The organism is Kribbella lupini (assembly GCF_039529595.1).
GTDB lineage: Bacteria > Actinomycetota > Actinomycetes > Propionibacteriales > Kribbellaceae > Kribbella > Kribbella lupini.
Genome location: NZ_BAAANC010000004.1, coordinates 162722 through 186290, shown reverse-complemented (window position 1 = coordinate 186290; position 23569 = coordinate 162722). Strand labels below are relative to the sequence as shown.

General features: G+C 69.2%; 26 protein-coding genes, 2 tRNA genes and 1 pseudogene. 25 read left to right on the top strand and 4 right to left on the bottom strand.

Going from position 1 to position 23569, the window contains the following annotated elements; translation table 11 throughout:
* Positions 1-24: 24 nt before the first annotated feature.
* A complete protein-coding gene (locus ABD235_RS33930; RefSeq protein WP_344181686.1) occupies positions 25-594 on the bottom strand; it encodes a helix-turn-helix domain-containing protein in 570 nt (189 codons plus the stop codon).
* A gap of 39 nt (positions 595-633) precedes the next feature.
* Here ABD235_RS33930 and ABD235_RS33925 point away from each other — a divergent pair, with 39 nt between their 5' ends.
* Positions 634-1158 (top strand): GNAT family N-acetyltransferase, encoded by a 525-nt coding sequence (locus ABD235_RS33925; RefSeq protein WP_344181684.1) that lies wholly within the window; start codon positions 634-636, stop codon positions 1156-1158.
* A gap of 25 nt (positions 1159-1183) precedes the next feature.
* Positions 1184-1678 carry a GNAT family N-acetyltransferase gene (locus tag ABD235_RS33920; RefSeq protein ID WP_344181682.1) on the top strand — a complete coding sequence of 165 codons (495 nt, stop codon included), beginning with the start codon at positions 1184-1186 and terminating at the stop codon, positions 1676-1678.
* A gap of 6 nt (positions 1679-1684) precedes the next feature.
* On the opposite strand, the gene ABD235_RS33915 is transcribed toward ABD235_RS33920, so the two are convergent.
* Positions 1685-2530 (bottom strand): M23 family metallopeptidase, encoded by an 846-nt coding sequence (locus ABD235_RS33915; RefSeq protein ID WP_344181680.1) that lies wholly within the window; start codon positions 2528-2530, stop codon positions 1685-1687.
* Positions 2531-3036: 506 nt separating this feature from the next.
* On the opposite strand from ABD235_RS33915, the gene ABD235_RS33910 reads away from it, so the two are divergent.
* From ABD235_RS33910 to ABD235_RS33830, 17 genes and pseudogenes are all read left to right on the top strand, one after another.
* Positions 3037-3999, top strand: coding sequence for an amino acid ABC transporter permease (locus ABD235_RS33910; RefSeq protein WP_344181678.1), 963 nt, complete (start codon positions 3037-3039; stop codon positions 3997-3999).
* On the top strand, positions 3963-4757 hold the full coding sequence (locus ABD235_RS33905; RefSeq protein ID WP_425553211.1) for an amino acid ABC transporter ATP-binding protein: 795 nt from the start codon (positions 3963-3965) through the stop codon (positions 4755-4757). The genes ABD235_RS33910 and ABD235_RS33905 overlap by 37 nt, the downstream gene beginning before the upstream one ends.
* A complete protein-coding gene (locus tag ABD235_RS33900; protein ID WP_344181676.1) occupies positions 4757-5695 on the top strand; it encodes an ABC transporter substrate-binding protein in 939 nt (312 codons plus the stop codon). Before ABD235_RS33905 ends, ABD235_RS33900 begins: the two co-directional genes overlap by 1 nt.
* Before the next feature lie 10 nt (positions 5696-5705).
* Complete coding sequence (locus ABD235_RS33895; protein ID WP_344181674.1) at positions 5706-6674, top strand: ABC transporter substrate-binding protein; 969 nt, start codon at positions 5706-5708, stop codon at positions 6672-6674.
* A gap of 12 nt (positions 6675-6686) precedes the next feature.
* On the top strand, positions 6687-7742 hold the full coding sequence (ssuE, locus tag ABD235_RS33890) for an NADPH-dependent FMN reductase (RefSeq protein WP_344181672.1): 1056 nt from the start codon (positions 6687-6689) through the stop codon (positions 7740-7742).
* Positions 7739-8854, top strand: coding sequence for an LLM class flavin-dependent oxidoreductase (locus tag ABD235_RS33885; RefSeq protein ID WP_344181670.1), 1116 nt, complete (start codon positions 7739-7741; stop codon positions 8852-8854). Before ssuE ends, ABD235_RS33885 begins: the two co-directional genes overlap by 4 nt.
* The gene (locus tag ABD235_RS33880) at positions 8851-10167 is read left to right on the top strand and encodes an NtaA/DmoA family FMN-dependent monooxygenase (RefSeq protein WP_344181668.1); all 1317 of its coding nucleotides are present in this window, start codon (positions 8851-8853) and stop codon (positions 10165-10167) included. Before ABD235_RS33885 ends, ABD235_RS33880 begins: the two co-directional genes overlap by 4 nt.
* Positions 10164-12104, top strand: a complete 1941-nt coding sequence (locus tag ABD235_RS33875; RefSeq protein WP_344181666.1) for an FAD/NAD(P)-binding protein — start codon at positions 10164-10166, stop codon at positions 12102-12104. The genes ABD235_RS33880 and ABD235_RS33875 overlap by 4 nt, the downstream gene beginning before the upstream one ends.
* Positions 12094-13209, top strand: coding sequence for an LLM class flavin-dependent oxidoreductase (locus tag ABD235_RS33870; RefSeq protein ID WP_344181665.1), 1116 nt, complete (start codon positions 12094-12096; stop codon positions 13207-13209). The genes ABD235_RS33875 and ABD235_RS33870 overlap by 11 nt, the downstream gene beginning before the upstream one ends.
* Complete coding sequence (locus tag ABD235_RS33865) at positions 13206-13970, top strand: DUF1684 domain-containing protein (protein ID WP_344181664.1); 765 nt, start codon at positions 13206-13208, stop codon at positions 13968-13970. Before ABD235_RS33870 ends, ABD235_RS33865 begins: the two co-directional genes overlap by 4 nt.
* Positions 13971-14108: 138 nt before the next feature.
* Positions 14109-14651 (top strand): annotated as a pseudogene (locus ABD235_RS33860) (LLM class flavin-dependent oxidoreductase); the annotation flags it as partial.
* A gap of 137 nt (positions 14652-14788) precedes the next feature.
* Positions 14789-14861 (top strand) — tRNA-Thr (locus ABD235_RS33855).
* A 50-nt stretch (positions 14862-14911) separates the two neighbouring features.
* Positions 14912-14985 (top strand) — tRNA-Met (locus ABD235_RS33850).
* Between the two features lie 65 nt (positions 14986-15050).
* A complete protein-coding gene (gene rpmG, locus ABD235_RS33845) occupies positions 15051-15218 on the top strand; it encodes a 50S ribosomal protein L33 (RefSeq protein WP_012923742.1) in 168 nt (55 codons plus the stop codon).
* Between the two features lie 201 nt (positions 15219-15419).
* The gene (locus ABD235_RS33840) at positions 15420-16265 is read left to right on the top strand and encodes a phytanoyl-CoA dioxygenase family protein (protein WP_344181662.1); all 846 of its coding nucleotides are present in this window, start codon (positions 15420-15422) and stop codon (positions 16263-16265) included.
* Between the two features lie 102 nt (positions 16266-16367).
* Positions 16368-16949, top strand: a complete 582-nt coding sequence (locus ABD235_RS33835) for an NADPH-dependent FMN reductase (RefSeq protein ID WP_344181660.1) — start codon at positions 16368-16370, stop codon at positions 16947-16949.
* A gap of 7 nt (positions 16950-16956) precedes the next feature.
* Entirely contained in the window at positions 16957-17301 is a 345-nt protein-coding gene (locus tag ABD235_RS33830; RefSeq protein ID WP_344181659.1) for a winged helix-turn-helix transcriptional regulator, read from the top strand.
* Here the strand turns inward: ABD235_RS33830 and ABD235_RS33825 are convergent.
* Entirely contained in the window at positions 17291-18028 is a 738-nt protein-coding gene (locus ABD235_RS33825) for a hypothetical protein (RefSeq protein ID WP_344181658.1), read from the bottom strand. The two genes, ABD235_RS33830 and ABD235_RS33825, sit on opposite strands and share 11 nt — an antisense overlap.
* A gap of 100 nt (positions 18029-18128) precedes the next feature.
* On the opposite strand from ABD235_RS33825, the gene ABD235_RS33820 reads away from it, so the two are divergent.
* The 3 genes from ABD235_RS33820 to ABD235_RS33810 are packed head-to-tail and all read left to right on the top strand — an operon-like array spanning position 18129 to position 19989.
* Entirely contained in the window at positions 18129-18551 is a 423-nt protein-coding gene (locus ABD235_RS33820; protein WP_344181656.1) for an FAS1-like dehydratase domain-containing protein, read from the top strand.
* On the top strand, positions 18548-18955 hold the full coding sequence (locus ABD235_RS33815) for a MaoC family dehydratase (protein WP_344181654.1): 408 nt from the start codon (positions 18548-18550) through the stop codon (positions 18953-18955). The genes ABD235_RS33820 and ABD235_RS33815 overlap by 4 nt, the downstream gene beginning before the upstream one ends.
* Positions 18952-19989: a UDP-N-acetylmuramate dehydrogenase gene (locus ABD235_RS33810; protein WP_344181652.1), complete on the top strand. Its 1038-nt coding sequence runs from the start codon at positions 18952-18954 to the stop codon at positions 19987-19989. The genes ABD235_RS33815 and ABD235_RS33810 overlap by 4 nt, the downstream gene beginning before the upstream one ends.
* 15 nt (positions 19990-20004) lie before the next feature.
* Here ABD235_RS33810 and ABD235_RS33805 read toward each other — a convergent pair whose 3' ends face one another.
* Complete coding sequence (locus ABD235_RS33805) at positions 20005-20382, bottom strand: pyridoxamine 5'-phosphate oxidase family protein (protein ID WP_344181650.1); 378 nt, start codon at positions 20380-20382, stop codon at positions 20005-20007.
* A gap of 136 nt (positions 20383-20518) precedes the next feature.
* On the opposite strand from ABD235_RS33805, the gene ABD235_RS33800 reads away from it, so the two are divergent.
* The 3 genes from ABD235_RS33800 to ABD235_RS33790 are packed head-to-tail and all read left to right on the top strand — an operon-like array spanning position 20519 to position 23548.
* Positions 20519-21811: an ABC transporter substrate-binding protein gene (locus ABD235_RS33800; RefSeq protein ID WP_344181648.1), complete on the top strand. Its 1293-nt coding sequence runs from the start codon at positions 20519-20521 to the stop codon at positions 21809-21811.
* Positions 21811-22740 carry a carbohydrate ABC transporter permease gene (locus ABD235_RS33795; protein ID WP_344181646.1) on the top strand — a complete coding sequence of 310 codons (930 nt, stop codon included), beginning with the start codon at positions 21811-21813 and terminating at the stop codon, positions 22738-22740. The genes ABD235_RS33800 and ABD235_RS33795 overlap by 1 nt, the downstream gene beginning before the upstream one ends.
* Positions 22733-23548: a carbohydrate ABC transporter permease gene (locus ABD235_RS33790; protein ID WP_344181644.1), complete on the top strand. Its 816-nt coding sequence runs from the start codon at positions 22733-22735 to the stop codon at positions 23546-23548. Before ABD235_RS33795 ends, ABD235_RS33790 begins: the two co-directional genes overlap by 8 nt.
* The last annotated feature ends 21 nt before the right edge of the window (positions 23549-23569 follow it).

Here is a 23569-nt window from a genome sequence, read left to right as displayed (position 1 = left end):
TACTCAACCACGACCGGCCCCCGGTCAGGAACGAGTCTTGACAAGTGCCACGAGATAGCGGCAGACAGCGGTCGAAGGATTGTGGAACGTGGTCGGCGACGGTACGCCGAGCTCGATGCAGTCGCCGGCGTCCAGGTCGTGCGCGAGCTCCCCCTCGTGGAAGCGCAGCCGGCCGGACAGGACCCACAGCTGCTGGGTCTTGAAGATGTACGCGTCGGCCGGGTACGAGACCGAGGCGCCCGGCGGCAGTTCGACCTCGACCAGTTCCAGCGGCGAGTCGGTGCCGGGCGAGACGGCGCGGCGCCGGTAGCCGGTCGCCGGGTCGGTCCAGACCGGCTGATCGGCGGTACGACGTACGCGACCTTCGTCGCCGTCGGACCGCTCGGCGCGGGCGACCAGCTCCGACAGGGTCATGCCGAGCGCGCCGGACAGCCGCCCGAGCAGTACGGCGGTCGGCTGCGCCTCGCCGCGCTCGATCTTGCCGATCATCGCGCGCGAGACGCCGGAGCGCTCGGCCAGCGCGTTCACCGACAGGTCCCGGTCGTGCCGGGCGGCCTGCAGGGTCGCGGCCAGGGAAGCGGAGAGCTGATCCATGCTTGCCACTATAGCGGCAGCTGTGGCTACTATGGTGGCATGAAGATCAGGGATGCGGTGCCGGGACAGGACGCGGCCGCCTGTGCGGCGATCTATGCGCCGTACGTCCGCGAGACGGCGATCACCTTCGAGGTCGAGCCGCCGAGCGAGGCGGAGGTGGCGGAGCGGATCATCGTCGCGCAGAAGAGCCACGCCTGGCTGGTGCTGGAGGACGACGGCGGGCGGGTCGTCGGGTACGCGTACAGCCGGCCGATGAAGGAGCGGGCGGCGTACCGGTGGTCGTGCGAGGTGAGCATCTACCTCGAGCTCGGCCGGCGTCGTACCGGTGGTGGCCGCGCCTTGTACGAAGCCCTCTTCGAGCGCCTGACCGAGCGCGGATTCCGGACGGCGGTCGCCGGGATGACCCTGCCGAACGACGCGAGCGTCGGCCTGCACACCGCGCTCGGCTTCGATCCGATCGGCACCTACCGGAAGATCGGCTGGAAGAACGGCGCCTGGCACGACGTCGCCTGGGCGCAACGGTCGCTCGCGACCGGAGAGGATCCGCCTCGGGAAACCGTCTGACCTCTCAGTATCCGAAGATGGCGAGGTGAGCGACCATCGTGTGACTGTTCGCCGAGCGGTGGCGGACGACGAAGCCGCCCTGCTCGAGATCGAGCTGACCGCCTGGGACGCGAGCTCCGGATTCCCGTCGTTGACGGCAGGGGAGCGGACCACGTTCTTCGCCGAGCGCTGGGGGCCTGACGCGTTCCTGGTCGCCGAGCTCGATGGGCGGGTGATCGGCTACGTCCGCCTGCAGGACAAGTACCCGTTCCCCGAAGGCGCGGGCGTGCTCTCGATCAATGGGCTCGCGGTCGCCGTCGACGCGCGGGGGCAGGGCGTCGGCTCGGTCCTGATGGAGGCCGTCGCCGCCGAGGGGAGACGCCGCGGCGCCCGCAAGATCGCCTTGCACGTGCACGGTGTGAACACCGTCGCAAGGCGTCTGTACGAGCGCCACGGTTACGTCGTCGAAGGAACTCACCCACGAGAGTTCCTGATCGACGGCCAGTACGTCGACAGTCTCGACCTGGCCCTGATGCTCTAGGGGTCTCTAGGGGTTGACCCCGTGGTCCCGCAGCCACGGCTCCGGGTCGATCTGCTCGGTGCCGCCGAGCAGGACCTCGAAGTGCACGTGCGGGCCGGTCGTGTTGCCGGACATCCCGATCGAACCGACCTGGGTGCCGGCCGCGACGACGTCGCCGACGTTCACGGTGAACTCCGACATGTGCCCGTACGACGTGACGGTGCCGTCGGCGTGACGGACCTTCACCTGACGCCCGTAGGCGCCCGCGAACTCCGCCTGGATGACCTCGCCCGGCAGCACCGAGCGCACCGGCGTACCGATCGGGGCGGCGAAGTCGAGGCCGGTGTGGTTGCTGGCCCAGCGGCTGCCGCCCTGCCCGAAGCGCGCGGTCAGGTGGTACCCGGTGGTCGGCAGCACGATCCGCTTGGCGGCGGCGGCGCGCTCCGTCGCCTCGGCCGCGGCCTTGGCGGCAGCAGCGGCCTGGGTCGCGGCCGCGGCCTTCTTCGCGGCGGTCGCCTTGGCGGCCGCCAGCGCGAGCGCACGGCGCTCGGTGAGCGTCGCGTTCGCGGCGAGCTGGGCGGCGCGAGCCTTGGCGACCTGCGCCGCCTTCGCCTCCTGCGCCGCCTTCTGCGTCGAGGCCAGCGAGAGCTCGAAGCGCGACAGGTCACGCGAGCCCAGGTCGCGCCGCTCGACGCGGGCGGTGGTCAGGGCCTCGGCCTGGGCCGAGCTGAGGGTGGTTCCGGCCGAGGCCGAGGTGGACGGGGTCGCGAAACCCGCGGCGGCCGTACCGGCCGCGGCGGCCAGGGCGGCCGTCAGGCCGACCAGCTGCAGGCCGCGAACCTGACTTCGCCGGGCGGAACGGTGCTTGGCCACCCGACGGGGAGCGACCGGGCGACGAAGTGCCGGCCGTTCTGCTTCCGGCACGTCATGGCGAGGGGACACGGGGAGGGGCCTTCCAAGTCGAGTCGCCGCCACGGAGACCCGCAGCAGCTTGCCGCCACGGATTCCCCGCAGCGGCTCAACGACCATAACGACGAGATCACGGTCCCCTCAAACGCGCAGTGCGACCGGAACGGCGAAAACCGCTACTCGCTGTCACTGGCAATTGCCTCCGCGTCGCCTCTGAGCGTGAATCCGACCGCCGGGTAATTGAAAATCGTAGTGACCAGCATCACGGGCGTCATGGCACCGAGCAGCCCTCTGCATCGGCTATAGGCCGTCCATCATTTGAGAAGTTAGTCAACCGACTTACTTCACATTCGATACTGGTCTGACGAAGCCGACGATCTCCACGGCGTCCTCTCACAGGGGACGTCTGCCGCGCTGTGTCCGCAAACCGGGCGCGCGCCCGCTGCCTGCCCACCGCCCTGGAGTAGACCGTGTCCCTGAGTTCCTTGACGTCGGCCCGCGCGGCCGATCCGCCTGATTCCGCCTTTCTGGCCGACGCGGACCTGCCGGTGGTGGGTCATCGGCACCCGTGGCGCTGGGTCGGCGTCGCCGTCGTCCTGACCCTGCTGGCGATGTTCGTGCACGGCCTGATCACCAATCCCGGGTGGGACTGGCCGACGTTCTTCGCGTTCTTCACCACCCGGACGGTGCTGTCCGCGCTGTGGGTGACGATCCAGCTCACCGTGTACGGCACGGTGCTGGGTTTCGCGCTCGGCGGCGTGGTCGCCGCGATGCGGCTGTCCGGCAGCCCGTTCCTGCAAGTAGTTGCCTGGGGCTACATCTGGGCGTTCCGCTCGATCCCGCTGATCGTCCAGCTGCTGTTCTGGTTCAACCTGGCCTACCTCTACAACGAGCTCAGCCTGGGCATCCCGTTCGGCCCGGAGTTCGTGCGCTTCAGCACCAACAACCTGTTCGGTCCGCTCGGAGCCGCCGTCCTGGGACTCGCGCTGCACCAGGCGGCGTACGCCGCGGAGATCATCCGTGGCGGCATCGTGTCGGTCGACCAGGGCCAGACCGAGGCGGCGGCCGCGCTGGGCATCCCCAGGTTGCGGCAGTTCTTCCGGATCGTGCTGCCGCAGGCGATGCGGGCGATCCTGCCGAACGGCGCGAACGAGGTGATCAGCCTGTTCAAGGGCACGTCGATCGTCTCGGTGATGGCGATCCCCGAGCTCTTCTACCAGGTCCAGGTGATCTACGGCCGGAACAGCCGGGTGGTGCCTTTGCTGATGGTGGCAACGGTCTGGTACATCGTGCTGACCACGCTGCTGTCGGTCGTCCAGTTCTACGTCGAGCGGCACTTCGCCCGCGGGACGACGCGTGAGCTCCCGCCGACCCCGCTGCAGCGCGTACGGCGTACATGGCAGAGCTGGACCGCGAAGGCGGGTGCGCGATGACGGTGATGGTGGATCTCAAGGGCGTGCACAAGTCGTTCGGCACGCTGGAGGTGCTGAAGGGCGTCGACCTGGAGGTGAAGGCCGGCACCGTCACGGTGATCCTCGGACCGTCCGGCTCCGGCAAGTCGACGCTGCTGCGGTCGATCAACCACCTGGAGAAGGTGGACCGCGGCCTGGTCCGGATCGACGGCGAGCTGATCGGCTACCGCCGCCGCGGCAACAAGCTGCACGAGCTGCGTGAGCGCGAGATCCTGCACCAGCGCTCCCAGGTCGGCTTCGTGTTCCAGAACTTCAACCTGTTCGGGCACCTGACCGCGCTGCAGAACGTGGTCGAGGCGCCGGTCGCGGCCCAGCGCCGCAAGCGCCGCGACGTCGAGCCCGAAGCGCGCAAGCTGCTCGAACGCGTCGGCGTCGGTGACAAGGCCGACGTCTATCCCCGCCAGCTGTCCGGCGGGCAGCAGCAACGGGTCGCGATCGCCCGCGCGCTGGCGCTGCGGCCGAAGGTGCTGCTGTTCGACGAGCCGACCAGCGCGCTCGACCCGGAGCTGGTCGGCGAGGTCCTCGACGTGATCAAGGAGCTCGCCCGCGACGGCTCGACGATGGTCGTGGTCACCCACGAGATCGGTTTCGCCCGGGAGATCGCCGACACCGTCGTGTTCATCGACGGCGGCGTGATCGTCGAGTCCGGCCCGCCGTACGACGTCCTGGACAACCCCACCCACGAGCGCACCCGCGCCTTCATCTCCAAGGTCCTGTGATGAGACTCCTGCTCGCGGCCGTCGCCGCCACCGTCCTGGTCGCCGGCTGCGGCGCCGATCCGCAGACCGAGAACGCCGCCGTCTCCGGAGTGAACACCTCGGTCGACCAGCAGCGCGTCACCACCACCAAGAACGAGGCGGCAGCCGCGCTGCTCCCGGCGAAGATCCGGGAGCGCGGCACGCTGATCGTCGGGGCGGGGTTCGGCAGCGGCAACCCGCCGCTCGGGTTCCTGGCCGACGACAACAAGACCCCGATCGGGATCGAGGTCGACATCGCGCACCTGGTCGCGGGCGCGCTCGGGCTGACGCCGGAGATCCAGGTGACCAGCTGGGAGAACCTGTTCGTCGGCCTGGACTCCGCGAAGTACGACGCGGGTTTCTCCAACATCACCGTGACCGAGAAGCGCAAGCAGAAGTACGACTTCGCGACGTACCGCAAGGACGACATCGCGTTCGAGGCGAAGAAGGGCGGCGACTGGAAGGTCGCCTCGGGCAAGGACATTGCAGGGAAGACGATCGCGGTCGGGTCCGGCACGAACCAGGAGAAGATCCTGGTCGACTGGAACGAGGCGAATGTGAAGGCCGGGTTGCCCGCGGCCACGATCAAGTACTTCAACAACCAGCCCGACACCTACCTGGCGCTGAGCTCCGGGCGGATCGACGCGTTCCTCGGGCCGAACCCGTCGATCGCGTACCACGTGAAGACCGGCGGGCAGACCGAGACGATCGGCAAGTTCTCCGGCGCCGGGCCGTCGTTGCAAGGGCTGATCGCGGCGACGACGAAGAAGGACAGTGGCCTCGCGCCGGCGTACCAGGCGGCGCTGAACGCCGTGATCGCCGACGGCAGCTACGCCAAGGTCCTCGAGCGCTGGAACGTGTCGACCGAGGCGGTCGACCGCTCCGAGCTCAATCCGCCCGGCCTCCCGTTGACGAGCTGAGGAACCTGTCATGAAGAAGACATTCGTTGCTCTGGTGGCATTGCTGGCGCTGGCCGGCTGCGCGGACCCGGTCACCGAGCCGGCCGCCGGACCGCCCGCCGCGGGCGGCGCCGCGCCGGTCACGTTCGACACCTCGGCCGACCAGGAGCGCCCGACGCCCGCGAAGGTGGACAGCATCGCCGCGGAACTGCCGGCCGCGATCCGCGAGAGCGGCAAGCTCGTGGTCGGCAGCGGATCGGCCGGCGGTGGACTGCCGCCGTTGGGGTTCACGGCCGACGACAACAAGACACCGATCGGTGTCGACATCGACATCGCGCACCTGGTCGCGAGCGTGCTCGGGCTGCGGGTCGAGGTGCAGACGACGAGCTGGGAGAACCTGTTCCTCGGGATCGACTCCGGCAAGTACGCCGTCGGGATCTCGAACATCGGGGTCTCGGAGCTGCGCAAGGAGAAGTACGACTTCGCGACGTACCGGCTGGGCCTGCACGCCTTCGAGGCGAAGAAGGGCTCCGGGCTGACCGTCAAGGGCCCGGCGGACATCGCGGGCCGGACGATCGCGGTCAGCTCCGGCACGCTGCAGGAGGCGATCCTGCTCGACTGGAACAAGCAGAACGTCGCCGCCGGGCTGAAGCCCGCGACCCCGAAGTACTACCAGTCGGCGACCGACTACTACCTCGCCCTGGAGTCGGGCCGGATCGATCTGTACCTCGGGCCGAACCCGACCTCCACGTATCACGTGGCCACCGCGGGCAAGACCGAGATCGTCGGCACGGTCTCGTCGAGCTACCCGGTGCAGGGGCTGGTCGGAGTCACCAGCAAGAAGGGCTCCGGGCTGGCCAAGCCGGTCGCCGACGCCCTGAACGCGGCGATCGCCGACGGCAGCTACACCAAGGTGCTGACCAAGTGGGGCCTGCAGGCCGAGGCCGTGCAGAAGTCGCTCGTGAATCCGCCCGGGCTGCCCAAGGACAAGCAGAAGTAGAAGGGCTTTTTGATGGCGACCATTGCAACCATTTCGAGCAGTCCCTCCGAGGTTTCCCGCACCGACGCGGTGCTGTCGTACGTGACCAAGCGGCTGCTCAGCCACGGGCACGTGGTGACGCCGATCGTGCTGCGCGATCTCCCGGCCGAGCCGCTGCTGCGCGGACGCGCCGACGACCCGGAGATCCGGGCGGCGATCGACGTACTGGCCGCGGCCGACGCCGTGGTGGTGACGACGCCGGTGTACAAGGCGGCGTACGCGGGGTTGCTGAAGGTGTTCCTGGACCTGCTGCCGCAGTACGCGTTGCGGGGCAAGACGGTGTTGCCGATAGCAACGGGCGGGACGCCGGCGCACGTGCTGGTGATCGACTACGCGCTCCGGCCGGTGCTGACCAGCCTGGGCGCGGGAGCGATCGGGCAGGGCTGGTTCGTGCTGTCGTCGCACGTGCGCCTGTACGACGGCGGCGGGCTGCTGCTGGACCAGGCGGCGTCGGGACCGCTCTACCAGGTGACCGAGGCGTTCCTGTCCACGGTCGAAGGATCGGCGGTCGTGGACAGCGCGCCGATCCAGACCGCCGCGCTGGAGGCCGTGCTCGCGCGGCCCGAGGATCCCGAGGCGGCGCCGCTGCTGGCGGATCTGGTCGTCGAGTACAGCACGCGGTACGGGCGGACGAACGAGAACACGCAGCTCACGGAGGTCCCGGCATCGGACTTCCACCGTGAGCAGGGCGGTGCGTTCGTGCTGCTGCGGCACGACGGCGAGACCGTCGCGGGTGGGGCGATTCGCCGGTACGACGAGGAGACCGCGGAGGTGAAGCGGATGTGGACGTCGCAGCTGCATCGGCGGCAGGGGCTGGGGCGGCGGGTGCTGGCCGAGTTGGAGCGAGCGGCAGGAGAGCTCGGGTACCGGAAGCTGTACCTGACGACCGGGCCGCGGCAGCCTGAGGCGGCGGCGCTGTATCTGTCGGTGGGGTTTGAGCCGCAGTTCGACGTCGAGGCCGACCCGGAGTCGATCGGGCCGTTGCCGTTCGTGAAGGATCTGGGCGTCCGGCTGCAGGTGGCCTCATGAGCCGGGGAGTGCGGCGGCCGGACGCCGCGGACCGGGCGCGTCGTACCGGGTTGATCACGGCGCTGGAGATCGACGGTGCCGGCGGGCATCCCGGCGCTTGGCGGGGTGCTGAGGTGGATCCTTCGGCGATTCTCACCGGGGAGCTGGCGCTGCGAGCCGTGCAGCGGGCCGAGGCGGCGGGAGTGGATCTCGCGACGTTCGCCGACGCGTTGGAGGCGCCGGCGGATGTGCCGGAGCGGGTGAGTGCGCGGCTGGACGCGTTGGGGCTGGCGGCGCGGATCGCGCCGGCGACCGAGCGGATCGGGCTGGTGCCGACGATCACGGTGACACACACCGAGCCGTTCCACGTCCAGGCGTCCGTGGCGACGCTCGACTGGGTGTCGGCCGGGCGCGCCGGGTGGCTGGTCGACGTGTCGTCGTCGGCCGAGGCGGCCGCGGTGATCGGGCGGCGGTCGCCTGCGCCTGAGGCGGATACCTGGCGGGAGGCCCGGTACGTCGTCGACGTGAGCCGGCGGCTGTGGGACTCGTGGGAGGACGACGCGATCATCCGGGACGCGCCGAGCGGACGGTTCGTGGACCGGGAACGGATCCACTACGTCGACTTCGAGAGCCCGTCGTTCTCGGTGAAGGGGCCGTCGATCGTGCCGCGGCCGCCGCAGGGGCATCCGGTGACGGCGCTGCGGGTTTCATCACCTGAGGCCGTCCAGGCCGCGGGGGACGTGGACCTGGTGTTGTTGCCAGGGGCAACTGATGTCGAGGCGCGGGTGGCCGCCGTACGGGCTGCTGGGGCAGGGCGGGTGTTGTTGTCGATCAGCGTGCTGCTGGACGACGACACGGCGACCGCCGTACGGCGTGCTGACGGGGCCGAGGAGCTGGACCATATCGGCGGGGTGGCGCGGCTGGCGGACCTGATCGAGGAGTGGGCCGCTGCGGGGATCGACGGTGTGCATCTCCGGCCGGCGTCGTTGGAGCTGGACGTGCCGTTGATCGCCGACCGGTTGCTGCCGTTGCTGCGGGACCGGACGTTGGTCGGGGCCGCACGGCCGGGGAGTCTGCGGAGCCGGCTGGGGCTTTCGCGGCCGGCCAACCGTTACGAGGGGAGCCGGCGATGACGAAGCAGATCCATCTGGCGGCGCACTTTCCGGGCGTGAACAACACGACGGTCTGGTCGGACCCGGAGTCGGGATCGCAGATCGACTTCGCATCGTTCCGGCATTTGGCGGAGACGGCCGAGCGCGGGACGTTCGACTTCTTCTTCCTGGCCGAGGGGCTGCGGCTGCGGGAGGTGAAGGGGCGGATCCACGACCTCGACGTGGTCGGGCGGCCGGAGTCGCTGACCGTGCTGAGCGCGCTGGCCGCTGTCACGACGCATCTCGGGCTGGCGGCGACGGTGAACTCGACGTTCAACGAGCCATACGAACTGGCCAAGCGGCTGGCGACGCTGGACCACCTGTCCGGCGGGCGCGCGGCGTGGAACGTGGTGACCTCGTGGGACGCGTTCACCGGGGAGAACTTCCGGCGCGGCGGGTATCTCGACAAGGCCGACCGGTACGTCCGGGCCGAGGAGTCACTGCGCATCGTCCGCTCGCTGTGGGACGCGTGGACCGACGACGACCTGGTGCTCGCGCAGGCCGCCGGGGTGTTCGCCCGTGCGGGTGCCGGGACCTTCGCGGACGACGGTGACCACTTCACCATCGAGGGTCGCTTCGGGTTGCCTCGTTCCCCGCAGGGCCACCCGGTCGTCATCCAAGCCGGCGACAGCGACCAGGGCCGCGACTTCGCCGCCGCTGGTGCGGATGTGATCTTCAGCCGGCACGGCTCCTTCGAGGCCGGCCAGACCTTCTACAAGGACGTCAAGTCCCGCCTGCCACGCCACGGCCGCGCCGAGGACTCCCTGAAGATCATGCCCGCCGTCACGGTCGTCGTCGCCGACACAGATGCCGAGGCCGTCGACAAGGCCCACCACATCCGCGAGCAACAGGTCTCCGGTCCCACCGCGATCGTGCTGGCGGAGCTGCTGTGGGGGCGGGACCTCTCGTCGTACGACCCCGACGGTCCGCTGCCCGCCGAGGACCCGGTCGTCGGCTCGACCGTCACCCAAGGCCGGGTCGGCTACAACGATCCGGGCCCCATCGTCGCCGAATGGAGAGCCCAGGCCGCGGCGAACGGTTGGTCGCTGCGCCAGACAGTCATCAACCAGCAGAATCGCCAGACCTTCATCGGCAGCCCCACCACGGTCGCCGAAGCGATGAACCACCACGTCCAGGAGGACGCCGCCGACGGCTTCGTCCTCGTCCCGCATTTGACGCCTGGTGGGCTGGACGACTTCGTGGACCGGGTGGTCCCGCTGCTGAGGGAGCGCGGGGTCTTCCGTACGGAGTACTCGGGTACGACGCTGCGGGGTCACCTGGGGTTGAGCCGATGACGACGACGGTGCCCGGTCGTGCGCTCCACGCCCAGCCACCCACCGAGGCGGGCGAAGCCCGCGAGCGCGAGTCTCCGGCGACTGTGGTTTTTGTTGGGGGTGGGCCTCGGACGGTGGGGGTGTTGGAGCGGTTTGCGGCCAGTGCGGCCGCGTTGTTGGGGGATCGGCCGGTGCGGGTGCATGTGGTGGATCCGTATCCGGCGGGTGGGGGGAGGATCTGGCGGCGGGAGCAGTCGCGGTTGTTGTGGATGAACTCGATGGCTTCGGACGTCACGATCTTCACCGACGAGTCGGTGGAGTGTGAGGGGCCTGTGGTGGCCGGACCGGCGTTGGATCAGTGGGTGGTGGGGGCGGGTGCCACCGTGCTGGAGGAGGCGGGGATCGAGCCGCCGGGGGCGATGGACTTTCCGCCGCGGCTGGTGCAGGCGGAGTACCTGGCGTGGGTGTGGGACCGCGTCGTGGGCTCGCTGCCGGCGAACGTGGTGGTGGAGACGCACCTCGAGCGCGCTGTGCAACTCACCGAAGAGAAGAAGGTGCGGCTGGAGTCCGGCCGTGAGATTCAGGCGGATCTGGTGGTGCTTGCGCTGGGGTACCTGGATCGCGAGCTGACCGCAGAGGAAGTTGCCTGGGGCAACGCTGCCGAGAAGTACGGCCTGACCTACCTTCCGCCGGGCTACACCGCCGACGTCGACCTGTCCGGCCTGCGCGCGGGCGAGAACGTCATCGTCCGCGGCCTCGGGCAGGCGTTCATCGACCTCATGGTGCTGCTGACGGAGGGCCGCGGCGGCTGGTACGACGAGTGCTCCGGCCTGCTCACCTACCACCCCAGCGGCGACGAACCGATCCTGTACGCCGGCTCGCGTCGCGGCGTCCCGTACCACGCGAAACTCGGCTACACCGTCGCCGGCACCACCCCGGTCCCCACGCGTTACCTCACCAAGGAGGCCCTCGAGCAGCTCGGCGACGGCCTTCTCGACTACGAGAAACAGCTCCGTCCGCTCATCGACAAGGAGCTGACCTACGCGCACTACCGCCAACTCTTCACCGCCCATCCCGAGCGAACCACCTGGACCTGGGACGAGTTCTTCACCGTCCTCGACAACACCTTTCCCACCGATGCCAAGTTCCGTACGGCGGCAGCTCGAGCCGTCCCGAGCGAGGACGACCACTTCGACCTCGCCGCCGTCGACCGTCCCCTCGCCGGCGTCGGCTTCACCGACCGCGCGCACCTCGACCAAACCGTCGTACAGCTGATCGAGAACGACCTGCTCCGCCGAGCCGATCCGCAGCACTCGCCGGATCTCGCCGTCTTCAACGCCCTGCTCAGCGTGTACAGCGTCCTCTCGGTCGCGATCACCGAAGGCAGGTTGTCCGACGAGGACCGCGTTCGCCACGTCGAGACCGAGTGGCACGGCTTCTTCTCGTTCGTCGCCAGCGGTCCGCCGCCGCGCCGGCTCGAAGAGCTGCTCGCCCTCCATCGCGCCGGCCTGATCCACTTCACCGGCCCCGGCCTGACAGTTGCCCTCGACAACAACGAGTTCGTCGGCACCAGCCCGGCCGTCCCCGGCGAGATCCGCGCCCGCGCCTTCGTCGAGGCACGACTCCCGCGCCCCGACGTACTGGCCACCACCGATCCACTGCTGAAAGGCCTGCTGGACAACGGCCTGCTCGCGGCGGACGAGCTGATCGCCGGAGACGGTACGAGCCTCGGCGGCGGCCAGCTCAAGGCCGACAGCCACTGCCGCGCGATCCGCGCCGACGGAACGGTCCACCCGGAACTGTTCCTGCTCGGCCCGTCCGTGTCCGGATCGGCCGGTTCCAGCGGTTTCTCCCGCCCGTACTTCAACGGCCCCGGCTTCCGCCAGAACGACGCGGTCGCCCGGCGCCTGCTCCAGCTCCTGACCACCTCGACGAAAGCAGGTCACCATGGCAGTTGAGTTCCTCGGCATCGCCGGTACGAACCCGGCCAGCGAGGTCACCCCGCGGACCGGCGGCCCGCTCGACCTCGAGTACACGAGCAAGCTGGCCCGGGCCCACGAGGACAACGGCTGGGACCGGATCCTGTTCGCCTACCACTCCGGCTCGCCCGACCCGTCGACCGTCGCGGCGTACGTCGCGACCCGGACCGAGCGGATCAACCTGGTCGTCGCCCATCGGCCGAACGTCGCCTACCCGACGCTGACCGCGAAGACGTTCGCCACTCTGGACCACATCAGCGACGGCCGGTTCGAGGTGCATGTGATCACCGGCGGCTCGACCGCGGACCAGGCCGCCGAGGGCGACTTCCTGGCCAAGGACGACCGGTACGGACGCACGCGCGAGTTCATCCAGATCCTCAAGCAGGCCTGGACGTCGGACGAGCGGTTCGACTTCGCCGGTCAGCACTACCAGTTCGAGCAGTCCGTGGCGGACATCAAGCCGCTGCAGCAGCCACGCCCGCGGATCTCCTTCGGTGGTTCGTCGGCCGCGGCGTACGCCGTCGGGGCCGCGGAAGCGGACATCTTCGCGCTCTGGGGCGAGCCGCTGGCCGGCACCAAGGAGCAACTGGCCACGATCGACGCCGAGGCGGCGAAGGCCGGACGGTCCGATCGCCCCACGATCCAGATCGCGTTCCGTCCGATCCTCGCGCCGACCGAGGAGCTGGCCTGGGCGAAGGCGGAGTCGATCCTGGGCCGGATCAAGGACGCCCAGGCGGGCGGTCCGGGCAAGGGACGCTTCCGGGATCCGAGCAAGACTCCCGAGAACGCCGGCTCGCGTCGGCTGCTGGCAGCGGTCGAGGCCGGCGAGCGGCACGACCGCGCGCTGTGGACCGCACCGACCGGCCTGACCGGCGGAGGCGGCAACTCGACCGCACTGGTCGGTACGCCGGAGACGGTGGCCGCCGCGCTGCTCGACTACTACGACCTCGGCGTCCGGATCTTCTCCGCCCGCGGCTACGACATCTACGACGACGCCATCGACTTCGGCCGCTACGTGATCCCGCTGGTCAGAGAAGAAGTAGTCCGCCGTGAAGCCCACAACCGTCAGGAGCTGGCCTCATGACCGTCACGACTCAAGAGGACTGGCACACCACCCGCGAGCAGGAGCTCGCCACCAAGTACGGCTGGCTCACCGTCTCCGCCTTCGACTGGCTGACCGACACACCTGCCCGCGTTCCCGGTCTGCCCGGCACCTGGTGGACGGCCGACGGCCAAGCCCACGTCCGCGCAGGAGGCGAGCTGACTCTGCACGGCGAACCGCTGGTCGGTACGACGTCAGCCGGCGTACCGGAGGGCGCATCACTCAGCTGGCTCCTGTACGGCGAGGTCCTGGTCGAGCTGCTCGTCAGGGACGGCCGGTACGCCCTCCGCCAGCGGGACCCGTCAGCAGCGACCAGGACAGGCTTCACCGGAGTACCGACGTACCCAGTCGATCCGGCCTGGGTGGTCACCGGCCACTACACGCCGTACAACCAGGCCGAGCGGACCGTGGTGGACACAGCCCGGCCGGACCTGCGCGCCCAGCTCAAGCTGGTTGGGGCGGTTCACCTGGCTCTGGGCGGTACGGCGTACGAGCTGGCGGTGACCGCGGGTGGGGACGGCAGGCTCAACCTGGCCTTCCACGACAAGACGAACGGCGACGAGACCGCCCGCTGGCGCACTCTCACGGCAGGCGAGCTGCAGCGCGACGGGTCGGTCCAGCTGGACTTCAACCGAGCGATCAACCCGCCGTCGGCCTTCACCGCCCACGGCATCTGCCCCGCACCCCCAGCAGGCAACCGACTCGCCCTCCCCGTCACCGCAGGCGAGAAGAGGCCCCGGTGAAGTTCTGCACGTACACCCTGATCGACAACTCACCCGACCCGATCACCGGGCACCAGCACACGCCGTACGAGCGGTTCCAGCACGTGGTGAAGCAGGCGCAGTGGGCCGAGGAGCTGGGCGCAACAGAGAGAAGTACGAGTTGCTCCGGCGGCTGCCATCCCGATCTGGCACGGCTCGGCCAGCTCGACGGAGTCCACCGAGCTGGCGGCCAAGTGGGGCGAGCCGCTGTTCTCCGCGAACGGCTTCCACCCAATGGAGAAGTACGCCGGGCTGATCCGGCACTACCGGGAGCGCTGGGTGGCGTACGGACACGACCCGGCCGACGCGGTGGTCGGGGCCGGGTTCAACGGGCTCTACGTCCGGAAGAACTCGCAGGACGCGGTCGAGGGGTACCGGCCGGTCTTCGACGCGTTCATGGACTCGCCGGGGGCCAAGCACAACCAGTTGCCGTTCCGGACGCTGGAGGAGTTCCTGGCCGGCGGGTCGGTGCTGGTCGGGTCGCCGGAGGAGGTGATCGACAAGTTCGGCCGGTACCAGGAGGCGTTCGGCCACGAGCTGTCCGGCGTCTCGCTGGAGGTCCCGGGCTTGCCGGACGCGGAGAACCGGGCGTCGGTCGAGAGCTTCGTCACAGACGTCCTGCCGGTCCTGCGGGCGACGTACCCGAGCCGGGTCTGGAGCTGACGAAATCGACCCTTGATTTGGTCGGAAGCACTCCCTCGGACCCGGTATGCTTCTCTGGTCGGACAGAGGGGGAAGTACCCGTCCGGGGCTCGATTTCACATCGGAGCCACGGACCGTGTAATCTCTCTCCTCGGCCCGCCCCTTTAGCTCAGTCGGCAGAGCGTCTCCATGGTAAGGAGAAGGTCTACGGTTCGATTCCGTAAAGGGGCTCTGAGAAACGCTGCACCACCCGGTCCGCCGGGTGGAGTGACGGACTCTCTGGCGGGGTAGCTCAGGTGGTTAGAGCACACGGCTCATAATCGTGGTGTCGCGGGTTCGACTCCCGCCCCCGCTACCCACCAAACGGCAATGTGTGAGCGCGACCCGACCGGGACGCGCTCCTGAGAAGAAGAGGCAGCAGTGGCCAAGTCAACGGACATCCGCCCGAAGATCACGCTGGCGTGCACCGTCTGCAAAGAGCGCAACTACATCACCAAGAAGAACCGGCGCAACGACCCGGACCGCCTGGAGATGAAGAAGTACTGCGCTCGTTGCAACGACCACACCGACCACCGCGAGACCCGCTGACCTTCAGCAGACTTCGCGTCGGGGCCGCTCTGGACACCAGAGCGGCCCCTTCGCTGTGCCCGGAAGGCGCGGTGCTGTGCCAGGCCCCGGCACGCCTGGCCGAGCTGGCCGGTGGACCGGCCGGGCACACGGCACGCCGAACGGTTGCATCGTTGTAGAACCGGTGGTCAGACTGGCGCGAACGAGCCAGGGAGGTCCCCGATGAGCACCAACGACCACGAGCCGCTGACCGGCGAGCAGTGCGCCGAGGCGGTCGAGCAGATCCGCACCGACGGCATCGTCGGGTTCAAGGGCGCGTTCACTCGCGAGTGGGTGCGGCAGCTCGGCGAGGACGTCGACGTGGCGTTCCAGGAAGCGCTGGCCCGGCCAGGGGGAGCCGTCGGGCGGGGACCGCAGCGGTACTACGTCGAGATCCACCCCGAGCAGCTGCGCGGTTTCGCCGAGCTGGCGGGGCATCCGTGGATCACCGGCGTGGCCGAGGCCGTGCTCGGCCCGGAGTACGAGATCGTCGAGGTCGGGTTCGACGTACCGCTGCCGGGCGCGCAGTACCAGCCGTGGCACCGCGACTTCCCGATGCCGGAGGAGACGAAGACCCAGCAGCGGCTCACCTCGCTGGCGATCAACGTGACGACGGTCGACACCGTCGACGAGATGGGACCGTTCGAGATCGCGCCGGGCACGCAGTGGGAGCACGGTGACGACTTCGAGCACCAAATGTTCCCGCCCAAGTCGGAGTACGACCGGTACCGCGCGCTCGCCGTCCGCAAGTACCCGCAGATGGGGGACCTCTCGATCCGGTCGGCGCTGACCATCCACCGCGGCACCGAGAACCGTTCGCAGTTGTCCCGGCCGGTCCTGGTGCTCGGCCTGGACGCCCCCGGCGCCGGCAACGCCGAGCGCCACGACCTGGCCGTCACCTCGGCGTACCGGGAGACGCTGCCGGCGGCAGTGCTGGACCACCTGCACTGTCCGGTCGTCGACGAGCTGACGCCGATCACCCAGAAGCACACGATCGAAGGCCTCGTGATGGGCGACGCCGATTCGTGACGCGTGCCACTTCGGGCGCACTCAGGAATACTTAGCCCCTAAGAATTCCTTATCACCTTGCGTAGACGGCCCATCCCGGGCCGGCACGCGAGAGGAGCAGTTGTGGCTGTGCTCAAGATCGTCATCGCCAGCACCCGTCCGGGGCGGGTCGGCCTGCCCGTCGCGCAGTGGGTCGAGCAGGTCGCGGTGGCGCACGGAGGGTTCGATCGGGTCGAGCTGGTGGACCTGGCCGAGATCAACCTGCCGTTCATGGACGAGCCGAACCACCCGCGCCTGCGGCAGTACACCCACCAGCACACGCTGGACTGGAGCCGGACGGTCGACGAGGCGGATGCGTTCGTCTTCGTGATGCCGGAGTACAACTTCGGCTTCAACGCCGTGCTGAAGAACGCGATCGACTACCTGCACGCCGAGTGGCAGTACAAGCCGGTCGGGCTGGTCAGCTACGGCGGCGTCTCGGGCGGTGTCCGCGCTGCGCAGATGATCAAGCAGGTGCTGACCACGCTGAAGATGACGCCGGTCGGCGAGGCAGTGGCGATTCCTTTCGTCCACAAGCTGCTGGACGACGCCGGCACCCTGGTCCCGACCGAACCGCTGACCGCATCGGCCGACGCGATGCTAGGCGAGCTGGTCCGGATGTCCGAGGCTCTGCGCCCGTTGCGTGGCGCGCTGGTGGGGAGCTGACGAGGCCGTGACGGAGGACGTGCACCGGATCTGCCCGCGGTACCACAGCGCGATCGAGCTGATCGGTGCTCGCTGGACCGGCGCGATCCTGGTCGCCCTGATGGAGGGCAACGACCGCTACGGACAGATCAAGGCCGCCGTCCCCGGGCTGAGTGACACCATGCTGGCGGACCGGTTGCGGACGCTGGAGGACGAGGGCATCGTCGAGCGCCGGGTCGTGGCGTCCACGCCGGTCCGGGTGAGTTACCACCTGACCGACAAAGGCCGCGACCTGGAGCAGGTGGTCGAGGCGGTCCGCAGCTGGTCCCATCGCTGGATCCCGGTCCCCGGTGAGGAGCCGGTCACACGGTGACGATCGGGCGGCCGGCTTCGTACGCCGCCAGGCGGTCCTCGCGTGGCGTCAAGCAGCACGAGCCGCACAAGCTGTCGGAGCCTTTGTCGCTCGTGTAGTACAGACAGCACGTGTTGCGCAGATACACGAGCTTGCCGCCGGCTTCGGTGACCTCCCCGAGCCTGGCCAGCTCACCCGGCGCCTTCGCGACGAACGTCTGCCACCGCTCCAGCAGAAACCCGGGCGACACCGTCTCCTGCTCCCGCGTCGCCGCGCAGAATCCCATCGCGCAGCCGGCTGCGACCCCGCCGTGCAGCTGTCGCAGTCCGGCCCGCGTACGGCGGTGCAGCTCGGCCGAGAGCGGGAGCAGGTGCTGTGTCAGCACCACGTCGTACAGGGTCTGCAGGCCGCCGGGCAGGAAGCGGGCCTCGCGGATCGCGACCTCGGCCAGGCCGTGGCCGTCGTGCGGGCGGACCCAGAGGTTCTCCGGCCGGATGTCGAGCACGCGGCCCTCGAGCGCCCACAGCAGCAGCGCGGTCGCCGGCGCGCGGCCGGCGTAGAAGGACATCAGGCTGAGCGCGTTCGCGTGCGCGGATCTGTGCCCGCTGGCGTCGTGGTCGCGTTTCAGCAGCTCGGTCAGCTCGGGGCTGTCCGGCTCGAGGACGTGGTCCACCCGCAACCACTCCGACCCGCTCGGCACCCCGATCCGGAGCGCGTAGCGGGGTGCGTACCGGCTCAAAGCCGCCACTGCCGTCACAGTCGTGCCCTTCCTGCGTCCGATCCCCAGTGATCTCGGCGGAGTGGGTGGCGGCACCCGCGCGCCCATACTGCCAGTAGGGTTACTGGACATGACGATCGACGCCACGATGGTCGGCCGGAGCTACACGGCCGCCGAGACCTACCAGGTCGGCCGGGAGAAGATCCGGGAGTTCGCCGCAGCGATCGGGGACACCAACCCGGCGTACGCGGGGGACGACGCGGTGGCACCGCCGACGTTCGCGTTCGTGCTGAGTGCGCCCGCCCTCGACCTGCTGCTCGCGGACCCCGACCTCGGACTGCGGCTGGACCGGATCGTGCACGGCGCGCAGAAGTTCAACTACGTCCGCCCGATCAAGGCCGGCGACGAGGTGGGCGCCACGGCGACCATCACCACGGTCCGCAAGGCCGGTGACGTCGAGGTGATCATGTACGAGACCGTCCTGACCAGCGGCGACGGCGAGCAGCTCGCCACGTCGACCGCCACCGTGACGCACAACCGGGCGGACGCATGAGCAGCGTCGAGGTCGGTTTCGAGCTGCCGCCGCTGACCGTCACCTTCCGGCGTGAGGACCTGGTCCGGTACGCCGGGGCGAGCGGCGACTTCAACCCGATCCACTGGAACGACCGGATGGCGGCCGCGCTCGGCCTGCCCGGCGTGATCGCGCACGGCATGCTGACGATGGCCTCGGCCGCGCGGGTCGTGACGGACTGGCTGGACGACCCGGCCGACCTGGTCGAGTACGGCGTCCGCTTCACCAAGCCGGTCGTCGTACCGGACGACGACAAGGGCGCCACGGTGACGTTCTCGGCGAAGGTCGACAAGGTCGCGGACGGCCTCGCGGAGATCGACATCACCGCGCTGGCCGGCGAGGAAAAAGTCCTCGGTCGAGCCCGAGCGGTCGTGCGCGTCCGGTGAACACTCAACAGACGACGGATCTGCGGCTGGCCGAGCTGACCACGCTGCGGATCGGCGGTCCGGCCGACAAGCTGGTCGAGGTGACGACGGAGGCCGAGCTGGTCGACGTCGTCCGGACGGCGGACGCGGCCAAGGAGCCCGTCCTGCTGCTCAGCGGCGGCAGCAACGTGGTGATCGGCGACGAGGGCTTCCGCGGCACGGTCGTGAAGATCGCGACCAAGGGCATCAAGATCGACGCGGACGCGTGCTCCGGCGCGATGATCCACCTGCAGGCCGGCGAGGACTGGGACGCCGTCGTCCAGCGGGCGATCGCCGAGGAGTGGGTCGGACTGGAGTCGATGTCCGGCATCCCCGGCCTGACCGGGTCGACGCCGGTGCAGAACGTCGGCGCGTACGGCCACGAGGTCGCCGAGTCGATCGCCTCGGTCCGCGTCTGGGACCGCGTCGAGAACAGGCTCCGCACGATCTTCGCCGCCGACTGCGGCTTCGCGTACCGGACCTCGCGCTTCAAGGAGGACCCGAGCCGGTACGTCGTACTGGAGGTCGCCTTCCAGCTGAGGCTCGGCAACCTGTCCGCGCCGATCGAGTACGCCGAGCTGGCGCGCGTCCTCGGCGTGGAGCCCGGTTCGCGCGCGCCGATGACGGAGGTCCGCGAGGCCGTCCTCGGCCTGCGCCGCAGCAAGGGCATGGTCCTCGACGCCGAGGACCACGACACCTGGAGTGCGGGCTCGTTCTTCACGAACCCGCTGCTCGACGCGACTGCCGACGTACCGGCCGGTGCGCCGCAGTGGCCGCAGCCCGACGGCCGAGTCAAAACCAGTGCCGCCTGGTTGATCGAGCACGCCGGCATCTCCAAGGGCTTCGCGATCGGCAACGCGGCGGTCTCCTCCAAGCACACCCTCGCCCTCACCAACCAGGGCAACGCCACCGCCAAGGAGCTGCTCGCCCTCGCCGCCCACGTCCGCGCGCAGGTCCAGCACGCGTTCAACATCACCCTCGTCAACGAGCCGGTCCTGGTGAACTGCTCGCTCTGACCGACGCCCGCGCGACTACGAGCCCGAGGTGATGCGCTCGGGAGTCAGCGCGAGCACGACCCGATCGGGGTCGACCGGCCGGTCGCCGGGATCCTGGCCGGGCAGGTAGCGGGCGAACAGCCGCTGCGACAGCTCCGCGTGACCGCCTTCCTCGTGCGCCTCGCCGGTCGCGACGACGTACGTGAGCGTCTCCGGGTCGTTGACGAGCAGCGACAGTTGCGGGTTCGCGCTGAACAACCGGTACTTCAGCCGGGTCCGCAGCGTGGACATCCGGAACGTCGTACCGTCCCACTCGAACCACACGACGCTCAGCTGTGGCGGCTTCCCCTGCCGGTTGAACCCCAGCACCGCGTGCAGCGGCTTGGCGAGCGTGGCTTCGATCTCAGGTGTCATCCCTGGACGCTAAACCCTGACATCGGTGTGAGGTCAAAGATGTCCGGCTTTGAAAAAGATTTGCACAAAGGGTTGGCAACAGGAGGTGATCTGGATAATGTCTTGCAGCAATCCACGGTGAGGGGTTGGTGTGAGGATGCGGAACGAGTTGTCCCGGCGTGGGTTCCTGGCCGGGGTGGGTGCGGTGGCGGCGGCTGCGGCGGGGTGCTCGTCGTCGAGCTCGTCGAAGTCCAGCGTGCTGCAGGTGTGGGGTGGGGTGCCGGCGGCGTCGGGGCCGCAGAAAGTGGTCGACGCGTTCCAGGCGAAGTTCCCGCAGTACAAGGTGAACTACACGCGGTTCGTGAACGACGACCGGGGCAATCTCAAGCTCGACACCGCCTTGCAGGGCGGGATCGACATCGACGTGTACTTCACCTACGCGCAGGAGAATCTCGCGCTGCGGGCCGGGTCCGGACTGGCGGCGGACCTGACCGACCGGGTGCGGGCCGACCCCGAGCTGAAGGTGTTCCTGGACACCGACCAGCCGCGGGCGTTCCTCGACAACGGGCGGATCAAGGCGCTCGCGACCGCGCGGGAGCCGTACTTCGTGCTGTTCAACGAGAAGCTCCGCGAGCAGGCCGGCGTCGAGCTTCCGCAGGCCTGGACGATCGAGGACTACCGCGCGACCGCGAAGAAGCTGACCACCGCGCAGACCTACGGCTGCTACACGATCCCGGACGTCCCGCGGATCAAGCTCGGCCCGAACTACTGGTACGACGGCGACCGCTCGAACTTCGGCGACCCGCACTTCGAGCAGGCGTTCGCGCTGGGCCGGGAGATGATCGAGGAGGGGTCGGCCTTCCCCTGGCGGGAGGTGCTCGCCCGCCACCTCGCGGCGTACCAGCAGAACTCGTTCCTGCAGCAGGAGTTCCACCTCTGGTCGACCGCGCCGTTCAACCTGCGCTACCTGTACGACGCGAAGAAGTACCCGCACGACTTCAAGGTCGCCTTCGCGCCGCCGCCCACCGTCGACGGCGGTGACTGGAACGGCGGCTCGTACAACAACTTCGTGATGGTCAACCCGAAGTCACCGAAGGCCGACGCGGCCTGGGAGTTCGTGAAGTTCTGGCTGACCGAGGGCTCCGGCCCGATGCTGGCCGGCGGCAAGCTGCCGACGCTCGGCAACGTCACCGACGACCAGGTGATCACCGGCGTGCTCGGCAAGGAGCCGGACAAGTACTTCGACGTCGACTCGTTCCGCCGGGTCGTGCTCGGCGCCGAGCCGAAGCTGGCCACCGACACCCGGCTGGCCGGCTTCCCCGAGATCAACCTCGCGTTCGGCCAGCAGCGCGACCTGTGCTGGCTGGGCGAGAAGGACCCCGGCCCCGCGATCCGCGACGTCCGGCGGCTGGCCGACGCCGCGATCGCCCGTACCGAGAGGAGGTCGTGATGACCACGGCCACTGTCGCCGCGGCGCCCGCGGTCCGGACCGAGAAGGCGCCGGGGATCAGCCCGCGCGGCTGGATCGGCTTCCTGTTCATCGCCCCGAACCTGCTCGGGGTGGTCGCGTTCACGCTGATCCCGTTGATCAGCGTGATCCTGCTCGCCTTCACCGACTGGAACCTGGTCTCCGGTTTCGGCGGCATCAGCTTCGCCGGCCTGGACAACTTCGTGGCCATCGCCAAGGATCCCGGCTTCTGGAATGCCGTCGGCCTGACGCTGGTGTACGTCGGGGTGAGCGTGCCGCTGACCGTCGTACTGGGCCTGGCGCTCGGCATCGCGCTCAACCGGCCGCTGCCCGGTCGCGCGATCCTGCGGGCGATCTTCTTCCTGCCGTACATCGTCAACACGGTCGCGATCGGTATGACCTGGCTGATGCTGATGAACCCGAACGCCGGCCTGGTCAACCAGGTGCTCGGTGTCTTCGGCCTCGAGCCCGGCTGGTTCGCCTCGTCGCACTGGGCGCTGCCGGCGCTGATCGTGATGGCCGTCTGGGGCGGCGTCGGCTACTGCTCGCTGATCTACCTGTCCGCGCTGCAGGACGCACCGAAGCAGCTGTACGAGGCAGCCGACATCGACGGCGCCGGAGTGTGGGCGAAGTTCCGTACGATCACCTGGCCGTCGTTGCTGCCGACAACGATCTTCCTGCTGGTCACGCTGATCATCGGGGCGTCGCAGGGGTTCGGCCTGATCGCGCTGATCACCGCCGGCGGTCCGGGCGACTCGACCACCACGATCTCGTACTACATGTACCAGACCGGCTTCCAGTTCTACCGGTTCGGCTACGCCTCGGCGATCGGCCTGGTGACGTTCGCCGGCGTACTGGTGCTGACGCTGCTGACCTGGCGCGCTCAGCGAGGGAGGGCTCTGCATGAGTAAGAAGTGGATGTGGGGGATCCCGCTGTGGATCCTGGCGCTGGCCTTCCTGGCGCCGTTCGCGTGGATGATCTCGACCGCGCTCAAGGCCGACATCGACGCGTACAAGATCCCGATGCAGTGGATCCCGGACCCGTTCCAGTGGGACAACTTCAAGACCGTGCTGGTCGGCGAGTCCTCGGTCCTGCCGGCGTTCGGCCGCTCGGTCTTCGTCGCCGTACTGCGGGTCGCGGGTGAACTGCTGACCGCGACGATGGCCGGCTACGCCTTCGCCCGGATGACGTTCAGGGGCCGGGACAAGCTGTTCCTGCTCTACCTCGCGACGGCGATCATCCCGGCCCAGTTGTTGCTCGTGCCGCGGTTCATCTACTTCCAGAAGCTCGGCCTGTACGACACGCTGTGGGCGCTGATCCTGCCCGGCATGTTCACCGTGCTCGGCACGTTCCTGATGCGCCAGTTCTTCGTCGCGCAGCCGGCCGAGTTCGCCGAGGCGGCCCGGATGGACGGCGCGAACGAGTGGCAGATCTTCCGCCGGATCTACCTGCCGCTGGCCACGCCGGTGCTCAGCGCGCTCGGCATCCTCGCGTTCGTCTGGTCCTGGAACGACTACGAGACGCCGCTGGTGCTGATCAGCAGCCCGGAGAACTACACCCTTCCGCTCGGGCTGACGGACTTCGTCGACGAGCAGGGCGCGATCGCGCCCGGCCTGACGATGGCCGCCTCGGTGGTCTCGATCGTGCCGGTGCTGCTGGTCTTCGTCCTGCTGCAACGCCGCTTCATCGCCGCGATGACCCACACCGGAATCAAGTAGGCGCGCGGACCCCGCACAGCG

What these genes read in the sequence shown, in the direction of transcription:
- ABD235_RS33805 (WP_344181650.1), bottom strand. Translation starts at nt 20,382, where the DNA reads ATGACACCTGAGATCGAAGCCACGCTCGCCAAGCCGCTGCACGCGGTG.
- ABD235_RS33895 (WP_344181674.1), top strand. Translation starts at nt 5,706, where the DNA reads ATGAAGAAGACATTCGTTGCTCTGGTGGCATTGCTGGCGCTGGCCGGC.
- ABD235_RS33875 (WP_344181666.1), top strand. Translation starts at nt 10,164, where the DNA reads ATGACGACGACGGTGCCCGGTCGTGCGCTCCACGCCCAGCCACCCACC.
- ABD235_RS33865 (WP_344181664.1), top strand. Translation starts at nt 13,206, where the DNA reads ATGACCGTCACGACTCAAGAGGACTGGCACACCACCCGCGAGCAGGAG.
- ABD235_RS33885 (WP_344181670.1), top strand. Translation starts at nt 7,739, where the DNA reads ATGAGCCGGGGAGTGCGGCGGCCGGACGCCGCGGACCGGGCGCGTCGT.
- ssuE (WP_344181672.1), top strand. Translation starts at nt 6,687, where the DNA reads ATGGCGACCATTGCAACCATTTCGAGCAGTCCCTCCGAGGTTTCCCGC.
- ABD235_RS33840 (WP_344181662.1), top strand. Translation starts at nt 15,420, where the DNA reads ATGAGCACCAACGACCACGAGCCGCTGACCGGCGAGCAGTGCGCCGAG.
- ABD235_RS33815 (WP_344181654.1), top strand. Translation starts at nt 18,548, where the DNA reads ATGAGCAGCGTCGAGGTCGGTTTCGAGCTGCCGCCGCTGACCGTCACC.
- ABD235_RS33900 (WP_344181676.1), top strand. Translation starts at nt 4,757, where the DNA reads ATGAGACTCCTGCTCGCGGCCGTCGCCGCCACCGTCCTGGTCGCCGGC.
- ABD235_RS33820 (WP_344181656.1), top strand. Translation starts at nt 18,129, where the DNA reads ATGACGATCGACGCCACGATGGTCGGCCGGAGCTACACGGCCGCCGAG.
- ABD235_RS33880 (WP_344181668.1), top strand. Translation starts at nt 8,851, where the DNA reads ATGACGAAGCAGATCCATCTGGCGGCGCACTTTCCGGGCGTGAACAAC.
- ABD235_RS33795 (WP_344181646.1), top strand. Translation starts at nt 21,811, where the DNA reads ATGACCACGGCCACTGTCGCCGCGGCGCCCGCGGTCCGGACCGAGAAG.
- ABD235_RS33790 (WP_344181644.1), top strand. Translation starts at nt 22,733, where the DNA reads ATGAGTAAGAAGTGGATGTGGGGGATCCCGCTGTGGATCCTGGCGCTG.
- ABD235_RS33870 (WP_344181665.1), top strand. Translation starts at nt 12,094, where the DNA reads ATGGCAGTTGAGTTCCTCGGCATCGCCGGTACGAACCCGGCCAGCGAG.
- ABD235_RS33905 (WP_425553211.1), top strand. Translation starts at nt 3,963, where the DNA reads ATGGCAGAGCTGGACCGCGAAGGCGGGTGCGCGATGACGGTGATGGTG.
- ABD235_RS33930 (WP_344181686.1), bottom strand. Translation starts at nt 594, where the DNA reads ATGGATCAGCTCTCCGCTTCCCTGGCCGCGACCCTGCAGGCCGCCCGG.
- ABD235_RS33800 (WP_344181648.1), top strand. Translation starts at nt 20,519, where the DNA reads ATGCGGAACGAGTTGTCCCGGCGTGGGTTCCTGGCCGGGGTGGGTGCG.
- ABD235_RS33925 (WP_344181684.1), top strand. Translation starts at nt 634, where the DNA reads ATGAAGATCAGGGATGCGGTGCCGGGACAGGACGCGGCCGCCTGTGCG.